Source organism: Vibrio sinus, from assembly GCF_023634645.1.
Lineage (GTDB): Bacteria > Pseudomonadota > Gammaproteobacteria > Enterobacterales > Vibrionaceae > Vibrio > Vibrio sinus.
In genome coordinates this window covers 1-12,084 of record NZ_JAMKMR010000032.1, presented here as the reverse complement: position 1 = coordinate 12,084, position 12,084 = coordinate 1, and the positions used below count along the sequence as shown (strand labels likewise).

The 12,084-nt window shown below is 43.4% G+C and carries 7 protein-coding genes; 2 read left to right on the top strand and 5 right to left on the bottom strand.

Features of this window, described 5'->3' with window-relative positions:
- Positions 1–167 precede the first annotated feature (167 nt).
- Positions 168–1,715 carry an alanine/glycine:cation symporter family protein gene (locus tag M9194_RS20350; RefSeq protein ID WP_250614539.1) on the top strand — a complete coding sequence of 516 codons (1,548 nt, stop codon included), beginning with the start codon at positions 168–170 and terminating at the stop codon, positions 1,713–1,715.
- A 99-nt stretch (positions 1,716–1,814) separates the two neighbouring features.
- On the opposite strand, the gene M9194_RS20345 is transcribed toward M9194_RS20350, so the two are convergent.
- The 3 genes from M9194_RS20345 to guaB all read right to left on the bottom strand — a co-directional run bounded on the left by M9194_RS20345 (position 1,815) and on the right by guaB (position 5,652).
- Positions 1,815–2,405 (bottom strand): acetate uptake transporter, encoded by a 591-nt coding sequence (locus M9194_RS20345; RefSeq protein WP_250614538.1) that lies wholly within the window; start codon positions 2,403–2,405, stop codon positions 1,815–1,817.
- 162 nt (positions 2,406–2,567) lie between these two features.
- A complete protein-coding gene (gene guaA, locus M9194_RS20340) occupies positions 2,568–4,121 on the bottom strand; it encodes a glutamine-hydrolyzing GMP synthase (RefSeq protein ID WP_250614537.1) in 1,554 nt (517 codons plus the stop codon).
- A gap of 64 nt (positions 4,122–4,185) precedes the next feature.
- Positions 4,186–5,652, bottom strand: coding sequence for an IMP dehydrogenase (gene guaB / locus M9194_RS20335; RefSeq protein WP_250614536.1), 1,467 nt, complete (start codon positions 5,650–5,652; stop codon positions 4,186–4,188).
- A 209-nt stretch (positions 5,653–5,861) separates the two neighbouring features.
- On the opposite strand from guaB, the gene xseA reads away from it, so the two are divergent.
- Entirely contained in the window at positions 5,862–7,208 is a 1,347-nt protein-coding gene (gene xseA, locus M9194_RS20330) for an exodeoxyribonuclease VII large subunit (protein WP_250614535.1), read from the top strand.
- A gap of 42 nt (positions 7,209–7,250) precedes the next feature.
- Here xseA and M9194_RS20325 read toward each other — a convergent pair whose 3' ends face one another.
- Both M9194_RS20325 and M9194_RS20320 read right to left on the bottom strand, forming a co-directional pair.
- Positions 7,251–10,013, bottom strand: coding sequence for a hypothetical protein (locus tag M9194_RS20325; protein WP_250614534.1), 2,763 nt, complete (start codon positions 10,011–10,013; stop codon positions 7,251–7,253).
- A gap of 1,173 nt (positions 10,014–11,186) precedes the next feature.
- On the bottom strand, positions 11,187–12,068 hold the full coding sequence (locus tag M9194_RS20320) for an alanyl-tRNA editing protein (RefSeq protein ID WP_250614533.1): 882 nt from the start codon (positions 12,066–12,068) through the stop codon (positions 11,187–11,189).
- Between the last annotated feature and the right edge of the window lie 16 nt (positions 12,069–12,084).

Genomic DNA, 12,084 nt, shown 5'->3' with positions numbered 1-12,084 from the left:
CTTGGAGTATTAAACTAATTAATGAAGAAAAATTTGAATTTTGTGCTTTGCCTCTCATAGATAAATCAAAAAAACAACAAATTTGCACATTTATTTAACAAACAAATTCAAACCGTATACTGTTTATTCGCTCAAAATATGTTCGTTCATCAATATAGGAACCCTCTATGCAGTCAGTAGTAGACTTTCTAAACGGAATTATCTGGAGTCCCGTACTCATCTACCTGTGCCTTGGTGCGGGCCTTTTTTATTCTTTCCGTACTCGCTTTGTACAAATACGGCACTTCTTTGAGATGTGGCGCTTGCTACTCTCAGGCAAGAGCTCTAACCAAGGGATCTCCTCTTTTCAGGCACTAGCCGTATCTCTTTCAGGTCGTGTCGGAACGGGTAACATAGCAGGCGTTGCAGCGGCTATCGGATTTGGAGGCCCTGGCGCAGTATTTTGGATGTGGGTCGTCGCATTTTTAGGCGCAGCTACTGCCTACGCTGAATCAACGCTTGGCCAAATATACAAAGAAGAAGATGGTGATGAATTCCGTGGTGGTCCTGCCTATTACATCGAAAAAGCAATGGGGCAAAAATGGTATGCGTGGATCTTTGCGATTGTAACGATTTTCGCCACAGGGATACTACTGCCAGGGGTTCAATCCAACAGTATTGGTAATGCAGTAGAAGCAGCATTTGGCTCGGGCCCTATTATTGAAACGGCAATTGGCACGGTAAGCTTTGCGAAGGTCTTTACCGGTACTGTTATCTCGATTTTGCTAGCCTTTATTATTTTCGGTGGCGTGAAACGTATTGCGAACTTTACTCAGGTCGTGGTTCCTTTTATGGCCTTAGCCTACATCATCACCGCTTTCGTTATCATCTTGCTTAACCTAAGCATGGTTCCTCATGTATTCTCTATGATCATCAGCGATGCCTTTACACCAATGGCAGGCGTTGGTGCTGCAATTGGTTGGGGCGTAAAACGCGGTGTTTACTCGAACGAAGCAGGTCAAGGTACTGGCCCACACGCTGCCGCAGCAGCAAACGTTGAGCACCCGGCTCAGCAAGGCCTAGTACAATCCTTCTCTGTTTACATCGATACGCTACTGGTTTGCTCTGCGACGGCATTTATGATTCTCATCACTGGCGCGTTCAATGTTCATGGAGCCGCTGAAGGTAGCTATCTGATCCAAAATATTGCCCCAAATATTAGTGCCAACGGCCCTGTCTTTACTCAAATGGCAGTGGATACTGTAATGCCGGGTGTGGGTAAGCCATTTATTGCATTTGCGCTGTTCTTCTTCGCATTTACGACCATTTTGGCGTACTACTATATCGCGGAAACCAACGTTGCCTACATTCGCAGAACCTTTAAAGTGAATGGTCTAATGTTTGTGCTTAAAGTATTGCTGATCGCCGCTACTTTCTACGGCACTGTGAAAACAGCAAGCTTGGCATGGGCACTCGGTGATGTCGGTGTAGGGTTAATGGCATGGCTCAATATTGTGGGCATTTTGATTATATGTTTCCTCTCCAAGCCAACACTTAAAACCTTGAAAGATTATGAAGAGCAACAAAAAAGAGGGGTTGAACATTACACCTTTGATCCCGTTAAGCTCGGCATTAAAGGCGCAGATTACTGGGAAGATAAATTGAAACGTCAATCTCAACCGGAAACCTCATCGACTGACGAACCAAGGAAACCGGCTGCACAACCGTCAACATAACTTAGCATACAGAATGTTCTAAATACTCTGTTTATATAAAATGAAGGCTTGGTCGTGAAAACGTCCAAGCCTTTTTCATCATTGTAGTGACAAAGATTATCAGGCGGTAGCGGCTACACCACCTGTAGTTTGTTTTTTGTCCCCGATAGGTAAAACGATGCGACCATATTCATTATTCACGACTTGAGCTAAAGCAAAATAAATCGCACTCGCACCACAGAAAATACCCTCATAACCTGCCAATGTGCCGATGACCGCATTCCCGGTAAACTCATGAATAGCCAATAGAGCAAACAATATGGTTAACGATGCAAAGACAACTTGCTTAGCAACTGGATAACGTAGTGAACCAATAAACATAAATGCGGTAAAGAGTGCCCATAGCGCAAGATAACTACCCATAGCTTCTGGAGAAGCCGCAGGAAGCCCCATGTTAGGCATTACGATAATCGCGACTAACGTCAACCAAAATAAACCGTACGAGGTAAACGCGGTAGTACCGAACATATCACCGCGCTTGTAACACATAAGACCTGCAAAGATTTGTGCCATACCACCGTAAAAGATCCCCATTGCTAACACAACCGAGGTCAATGGCATCAAGCCTGCGTTACATAGGTTGAGCAATACCGTTGTCATACCGAAGCCAAGTAAGCCTAGTGGTGCTGGATTTGCGAGTTTTGTCGACATGTTTCTTACCTTAAAAAATATTTTAAAAATTGCGGGCGTATTTTATATTGACCATTAACACAAGATCCATAATATATTTTTCATAAGTCACACGACATTGATCAGTGATAAGAAACGTTCAAGCCAGCTCGAAAGCTGGCTTGAATATTTTTTGGGCTGGTTTTATTCCCATTCTATTGTTGCCGGTGGTTTGCCTGAAATGTCGTAAACCACTCGTGAGATACCATCTATCTCATTGATGATACGATTCGAGACCTTACCCAAAAAGTCATAAGGCAAATGAGCCCAATGCGCTGTCATAAAGTCGATGGTTTCAACCGCACGTAATGACACGACCCAATCGTATTTACGTCCATCGCCCATCACACCAACCGAACGAACCGGCAAGAAGACGGTAAATGCTTGCGATACTTTATGGTAAAGATCAGCAGCGTGCAGCTCTTCAATAAAGATCGCATCAGCACGGCGCAATAAATCGCAATATTCTTTTTTGATTTCACCTAACACGCGCACTCCAAGGCCTGGACCTGGGAACGGGTGGCGATAAAGCATATCGTATGGCAGACCTAGCTCTAAGCCAATCTTGCGAACTTCATCTTTAAATAGTTCACGTAACGGCTCAACCAAGCCCATCTGCATATCTTCTGGTAACCCGCCCACATTGTGATGAGATTTAATCACGTGCGCTTTACCCGTCTTAGAGGCTGCCGACTCAATAACATCGGGATAGATGGTGCCTTGGGCAAGCCATTTGGCGTTTTGCAACTTCTTCGATTCTTCGTCAAAGACATCGACAAATACGTGACCGATGGTTTTACGCTTGTCTTCTGGGTCAGACTTACCTTCTAATGCTGTCAGGAAGCGCTCTTCTGCATCCACCTTAATAATGTTCAGGCCAAACTTATCACCAAACATTTCCATCACTTGCTGACCTTCGTTCAAACGTAGCAAGCCGTTGTCAACAAATACACAGGTAAGCTTTTCACCAATGGCTCGGTGCACCAACATAGCAACAACAGACGAATCAACACCACCAGAAAGACCGAGTATCACTTCATCGTCACCGACTTGCTCTTTAATGCGAGCAACCGCATCCTCGATAATAGACTCAGATGTCCACAAACGTTCACAACCGCACACGCCTAGCACAAAGTTCTCAAGCATTTGCATGCCATTTTTTGTGTGAGTGACTTCCGGGTGGAATTGCACGCCGTAGTATTTCTTCTCTTCATTGGCCATTGCCGCGTATGGGCATGTATCTGTCTGACCAATTTTGACAAAATCCGAAGGGATCTCGACCACTTTGTCGCCGTGGCTCATCCACACATCTTGGATTGGCTCAAGATCTTTAAAGATAGAAGCCTCACCAGACACTTGTACCTGAGCATAACCAAACTCACGCTCGTTAGAGCCAGATACTTTTCCGCCAAGCTGCTCAGCCATGGTTTGCATGCCGTAGCACACGCCCAGTACCGGCACACCAGAATCAAACACATACTGTGGTGCACGTGGTGAGTTATCTTCTGTCACACTCTCTGGTCCGCCAGAAAGAATGATCCCGTTCGGGTTGAACTCGCGAATATCCGCTTCGTCCACATCCCAGCTCCACAGCTCGCAGTACACACCGATTTCACGGACTCGACGAGCCACTAGCTGAGTATATTGAGAACCAAAGTCCAGAATCAAAATACGTTGGTCATGAATATTTTTTGTCATTTGGGCAATCTTTTATCAATCTGTTGTTACTAAATCTTGGTAAATAAGGGATATGCAATTAGCACTATTGCCCTAAACGATAGTTTGGTGCTTCTTTGGTGATCTGCACGTCGTGGACATGAGACTCTTTCATACCTGCACCAGAAATACGTACAAATTCTGCTTTCGTGCGTAGATCTTCAATGGTTGCAGAGCCTGTTAAGCCCATGCTTGAGCGCAAGCCACCCATTTGCTGATGGACAATCTCTTTCAAGCGACCTTTGTAGGCGATACGGCCTTCAATGCCTTCAGGAACTAACTTGTCAGCCGCATTATCAGTCTGGAAGTAACGATCAGATGAGCCTTGCGACATTGCTCCAAGTGAGCCCATGCCACGATATGCTTTGTAAGAACGGCCTTGATAAAGAATGACTTCGCCCGGTGCTTCTTCGGTACCAGCAAACATGGATCCAACCATCACACAAGATGCGCCAGCCACAATCGCCTTACAAATATCACCGGAGAAGCGAATACCACCATCGGCAATCACTGGAATGTCATATTCTGCCGCTACTGCCGCCGCGTCAGAGATCGCTGTAATTTGAGGAACACCCACACCAGTAACGATACGAGTAGTACAGATAGAACCAGGTCCAATACCCACTTTCACAGCACTAACACCCGCTTCAATCAGTGCTTTAGCACCAGCTGAAGTGGCCACATTACCACCGATGATGTCTAGATCTGGATACGCCGCGCGAGTTTCTCGGATACGGTTGAGTACGCCTTCTGAATGTCCGTGAGAAGAATCAATAAGTAATACATCGACGCCAGCTTCCACTAAAGCGGCAACACGCTCTTCGTTACCAGCGCCAGCACCAACGGCAGCACCAACACGCAGACGACCTTGCTCATCTTTACATGCATTCGGTTTACGCTCTGCTTTGTGGAAGTCTTTTGCAGTGATCATACCAGTGAGCTGAAACTCGTTGTTAACCACTAGGATTTTTTCAACGCGTGCTTTGTGCATCTCTTCTTGCACTTCTTCACGCGATGCGCCTTCTTTTACGGTCGCTAAGCGCTCTTTAGGCGTCATGACCGACTCAACGGTTTTCGACAAGTCGGTAACGAAACGAACGTCACGACCTGTAATAATCCCCACCAACTCGTTTTCATTGGTGACCACAGGAAACCCTGCGAATCCGTGCTTTTCGGTTAGAGCCTGAACGTCTGAGATGCTCGCATCTGGGCGAACAGTGACAGGGTGTGCCACTACGCCCGCTTCAAAAATTTTCACCTGACGCACTTGCTCAGCTTGCTGTTCAACCGACATATTTTTATGAATAAAGCCAATCCCGCCTTCTTGCGCAAGTGCAATCGCTAAGCGAGCTTCAGTCACAGTATCCATAGATGCGGAAAGCATCGGAATATTCAGAGTGATATTTTTGGTAAGCCGAGTACAGAGATCAGCTGTATTTGGGAGAACGGTGGAGTGTGCTGGCACTAATAATACATCATCGAATGTCAGCGCTTCTTTGGCAATTCTTAACATTTGCAATATCTCACAATTAGGAAAATTAGATGGATGCCCCAAGCTTTAATGTGATAGTTAGTAAAGTGATTGGGATTGGATATTGCGGTGGGATTATACGCCCAGCGCAAACGTTTTACCACACGTTTTTTTTATTTTTATTTGCTTTTACCCCCTTGATATGTATTATATTGGCGCTATTCTGCATTCCCACGTCTGCGTGACTGTTTGTGACACTTCAATCCAACCAAAACATTTTTACTGTCTCTCGGCTGAACTCAGAAGTTCGTTTACTGCTTGAAAACGAAATGGGCGTCGTTTGGTTAGTGGGAGAAATTTCTAACTTTTCAACACCTGTCTCTGGGCATTGGTACCTTACATTAAAAGATAGTCGAGCTCAGGTGAAATGCGCCATGTTTCGTGGCAATAATCGTCGAGTGACTTTTAAGCCACAAAATGGTAATCAAGTATTGGTACGCGCAAGATTGTCTCTCTATGAGCCTAGAGGTGATTACCAGTTAATCATTGAAAGCATGCAACCAGAAGGTGATGGATTACTACAAAAGCAGTTTGAAGAGCTGAAAATGCGGCTCGCCGGAGAGGGGCTATTCGCTCAAGCGAACAAAATGCTTTTGCCTGAGCACCCACGTTGTGTCGGTATTGTAACCTCGAAAACAGGTGCCGCACTCCATGATATCTTAGACGTCCTAAAAAGACGTGATCCCAGTCTATCTGTGGTCATCTACCCGACCCTAGTGCAAGGTGAAGAAGCCGCGATACAAATAGCGCAAGCCATAGGTCGAGCCAATAGCAGACAAGAGTGTGATGTACTTATCGTTGGACGAGGCGGTGGGTCATTGGAAGATTTATGGTGTTTCAATAACGAAATTGTGGCCAGAACGATAGCGGCGAGCCAAATCCCTATCGTCAGTGCTGTGGGCCACGAAGTCGATGTGACGATTGCCGATTTTGTCGCCGATGTTCGCGCCCCGACTCCATCCGCAGCAGCAGAGTTGGTCAGCCAAGATACCAGTTACAAGCATCAGGTGGTTTCGGCGAACTTGAGAAAATTATCTGATGCAATGCATCGTTCACTACTACTGCACAAACAAGCTTTCTTACATCTACAACATAGGCTGGATAAACAACACCCAAGTTACAAGCTGCAAGTCCAAGCCCAGCAGATAGATGAACTCGATCTTCGTTTAAAAAATAGCATGCTGCGTCAATTATCCGACTGGAAAGCTCAACTGCAAGGTCAACACTATCAATTGCAGCTGCATTCTCCATCCAAACTTCTTGGCAAACAAAAAGCACATCTAGACAGCTTAGAAAACAAACTCACTCGCTTGACTGATACGATGCTAACAAGCAATCGGCATAAATTAGCTATTGCTGCCGAAAAGCTAGATACCGTAAGCCCTTTAGCGACGCTAAAACGAGGCTACAGCATCACCCAGACTCAAGATGGCAAAGTGGTGACGCAAAGTAGCCACGTACACCCAGGTGACACTATCATCACTCGCTTAGAGCAAGGTGAAATCTATTCTAAGGTAGAAACGATCAAGGCTTCATAATCCATTATGAAGCCTTGTTGTCATATGGCCTAATTTCAGCGGTTAGTTGGCAATCAAGCAGTTTTCAAACTCAGGGCCGTCTTGTGTACATTGGTTCTCCGTGCCACTGCCTAAGTTTTTCCATGTTCCGGTTGTATGAAAGCTCATGGTGCCAGATTGGGTATAGTAGGTACACGTTGCTTGCTTGTAGCCATTTATCCCCGCTTTGGGCTGTTTATTCGTTAAGATCGTGCCGGTCGTTTTCGATTGTCCATGCAACATGATTGCCCAGTTTTCAATGGGATTACCTAAGGCCGTAAAATATTGCATTGGCGACTGTGTAGTGGGCAATGCCGACAAATATATGTTCGAACCGTTAACGGAAGAGGCAACAAAACTTGAGGATGGACAGTAAAAGCTTGCCAACTGATTAGGCGTTTTATAAGACAAAGTAATTGGGAGCGTCTTACTATCGTGTTGCTGGGAGTATGTAATTTTAACCTCATAAGGTGAAGAATGATTGCTCAAATTGCCTAAGGTCAACTTCAGATAAGTTTTAGAGCCTAGCGTCTCTTTATTCTTAATTACCGATACCTTAGATGAGACATCTTGACCGTTATGCATAACAACAACACTATAGTGATCAAGGTTAGTATCTACCGTGTGGTATGTTGCCAAACTCCCCATCAGCGTTGCCGAATCACCGCTGTAAAACACGGTGGTTAAACCAGACATAGTGAAATCAATATAGGTATTATTTTTACGAGTGAGTTTGAACGTGTCCGTACCACTATATGGGCTGGCAACCGCCGTATCGGTCACAGTGACCTGATAGGAATTACCTAGACCTAACCCTTTTAGTTGCAATACGGGTTGATTCTTCACATTAATAAGGGAAACTGGCACTGATGGTGTTACGCTAACCTTATAATGATTTATCGCCGTATCCGCGCTGCCATTCACGTAAGCCCAATTACCGTAAATAGAAACGTTACTTTTAGTCACCACTTGGTCTTTATTCACAAACTCAAGATAACTCGGAGGATAAATCTCAATAGGGTTACTCTTGGTCACCGTTGAGCCTAACGTGTTAGTGAGATACATAGTCAGTGGCTTGTAGATCGTTGGTTGGGCGCTTTTCCACAAAGTGATCGTAAGTTTACCATGACTATCGATGCTAAATTGAGGGGCCGCTTTCAAGTTCACCGGCTGTCCATTGGCATCAGTAAATTCCACCCCATAATCTGTAAGCTTGGTATCTGTGGTTAGGGTGTTATCTGGACCTATACTCACAGCTGGCATCCCCGTTTTGGAATAACCCGATGTGTGCTGAGGCGCAATGTTAATATGAGCATGAACCGAGCCTGGAACATACGGGAAATAGGTAGTCCCTGAGTAACAATCCAACTTGTTCTCACCACTGGTACAATTGTTATTTACCTGAATGGGATCGCAAAATTGGTCGTCCAAGCCAGTAAACAGACCAAAGTTGTCGTTCACATTAGAACATTGAGGTCCGCCGTTGGTCACATTAGGATCGGCTGTTGCATCATCAAACGCGCTAAAGAAAATAAAGTTAGCTGGGCCCGTTTCACCAAATGGCGCATAAGCTGATGCCGAGAAACTGTTCGAATCTTGGCTGAGTTTCTTCACATTCGATAAGAATTTAATTAAAGGCACTGCGCCTGGGATATTGGCATAGGCACCTGAATCACTAGTTGGATGGGTTGGATAACCCGCTTCGCCAGTTTGGAAATATAGCTGCTCAGGTGTCGACATCGTGGCTTTTAGTTCAGCAAACGCCGTCACTGCAGCCAAATAATTTTGCTCTATCGTTGTTGTCACGCCTTGGTACCAAAATGGATATAGGTGCGCGGCGTAGGTCAACCCATTATCCAAATTCGGCTCTCCAGTAGTACTAGAGTTTGAACTGGCCCAGTTCACTAGAGTATTAAAATAGGTGAGCAAGCTTGAGTTAGCAGTGAATCCCAAAGACGTTTGATTGAAATGACTAAATTGCGACTGATCCCATTGCGCCTTCCATTTGCTATCAGTCACTTGTGAATTAACCGTCAGCTGCGTATAACCTTGACTAAGAACAGGAAATGCACCTTTAGAATTTGGGTTAAAAAATTGATATGATGGCGTGTTTTTCTGAGTTTGTGAGTTAAATGTAACCTTACCTAACATCATAGGTCGATACATTATTGTCACCGACTTGCCTTGGTTAAGCGCCTGCAAGTCTTGCTCACGGGTTGGGAACCATTTGGCATCTTTCGAGTTAAGATAATCAAGTGGTACATCACCCTCTGTTGAGTTAATAGCGAAACGAATATTCAAATGATGGGCTTGGGCGACCTTATTAAACTCCTGTAAGGAGTAGCCAAGTGACAACATATTTTCTAGGTAAGATTGTACTGTAGGATAGTTGCCGTACATGCCATAAGCACTCACCAATGACGCTTTGATACCATTACTGGTCTTATGCTCTTCAACAGGTACAAAAAACTGCTCATTCCCCATGACCACTTCGCAATTTTTTGCATCGCCGTCGCCTTTTTGGCAAAGCCTAGTTAAACCATTCAATGTCATCCAATTATAGATATTGCCATCAATGTCGCTTTCCGATGCATCGATGTTTTTTCCATTGACGCCAGCCGTTTCCATATCAAACGGCGAATAAATAACCCAGCTTACGTTTTTTATTCCCGCTGTATTAGTCAGTAAGTTGTTCAATAAACTCGTTTGCTGACTAGTCGTCGTCACTCCTGGATTGTTTTTTAAACATACCCCACTTGCTGAATCAACCTGAGGAAAGTCTCCCATTATCTGTAATGTTGAATAATGGTTTCTATTTATAATATTAAAAGCATTCGATATTTGTTGTCGCGTGTAATAGCACTGAGGTGCAAAATTTACACCGTATCCAGAATAATCAACAACTTCATTGTAGTTAGGACTGTTCGACCTTAAATAAGTAGAACTAGGCAAAGGTTTTGATGGGTAAGCACTTGCTGGACTGGCCAAAACAGATGCTGAGTTAACTAACACCAAAAGGGAAATACTTAGTTTCCTATACGAGAAACAACGTTTCATATCACTCACCACATAACAAAAAGATCAAAGGATTAAGGAAAAATCACGATGTAACTTTCACCTTAATAATTAATTAATCGCGTGGTGAATATAGATCTAATAATTGTCTCTATGTTTATTTAATGTAAATAGTACGCAATTAGGTAATTCATAACTCCTGACATAAAACATTAAAATTCAATCAATGATTAATCACAAAAATCCAATTGTGATACATATATCCAGTCAATAACATTTAATTTAATTAATGGTTTTATTTTTCCTGATTTAACCAATTGATATGTAAGTGATAATTTATAGTAAAGATTAAAGTGAGATTATTGGTAGCACTTAATTAATAAGTACAAAAAATAACTATTGATAGTCTTAGTCTTATTTCATTCATCTGACATTAGAGAATAATGTCAATTATTAGCAAGTTAAGTAAAAGTGCAACACTATAAAATCGTTTTTTTAAAAGTTAAACTTGTTGCCTAATTAAACTAATCTTTGAAGAAAAAAGATAACAATATTAAACTTTCAATAAAATGTATAACCAATTTACTTCCGGATTTAGGGCGAGTAGATACGGCATCTGCTGTAGGCAAAGACATATAGCCAAATTACTTCGAGATGCAAGTTTCAGCGAGATAGATAAGGCTTCAATGCTAGACAGAGAGACGAGGTATAGTCATTCTACGCCGAATATCCCTAACGACGTAGTGAACAAAAAAACAGCGATCCAAGCCGATCATCCACTTTATACACACTGATCAGCGATCTGCCCTAAAAAGAATATTTATATAACCACACACCGAAAGCATAAGTTACATATACTGTTTTTCGATTTTAAACGATATTTAAATCTAACATAATGTTAATGTGATGACACTTTCGACATTTAATAAAAAGATCAACAATGCGTCATACAGCTTCTGATCGAGTATACATTTCGATATGTTGATCATCTATCTGATTGAATTCAACCGTGATATGGCTGAAATCAGCTAAAGATCCCACGTGTGTGCCACCACAAGCAATCTCCGCCGTCTGACCTTCGTTGAGGTCACAACGCCAATATCGAGAATCAGTCAGTCTCTCTCCCTCGCAATGAACTTCGATTGGAGAGCCTAAGCTTAGCCACTTCACCAGCAGCTCATTAACCTTTTGTTCAATCTGAGACAAATCGGCCAACATATCAGCACTATTGAGGCCTCTTTTGCGGATTGTTTTGCCAAGGCGATAGGTATCAACACATTTGTCTTCGGTCACAAAGCTTGAAACTTGCGCATAACTATTAAAGTCATAATATCCATGTGGATCACGGCGGTCAGCTTCTTTACGCCAATAGCCATCAGCCAATACTTTATTCAATGCTAGATAAGATAAATGCCCTGCGCTGTGACCACGGCTCAATGCTTGCTGGTAATCTTTGTCGACATTCAGTTGTACTGAATCATTTACTTCAATCATGGTTTCCGTATCAATACAATGCACCACGACAAAAATCCAACCATCGGTCTCTCTTTTTACTGGAATATCTTGACCAACATATAAGGCACCAGTTGCCAGCTCTATCGCTCCAACCTGACAACCAGTTACGTCCAGCTGCTGGCCATTAGCTAAAGTGATACTGCCTTTATCTGAGGGGTGATCCGGCCAAATATGGCTTACTGGATGAAAAGGGGTCACGTCTGTCACAACATAATGAGTGCCATTATTTTGCTGAACAAGCTGTACGTTTGCTTGTAACTGCCATACCTGATGGCAAAATTTAACGATTGTAGGTGTGATCTGTACTGTCATAGTTAACTTTTACCCA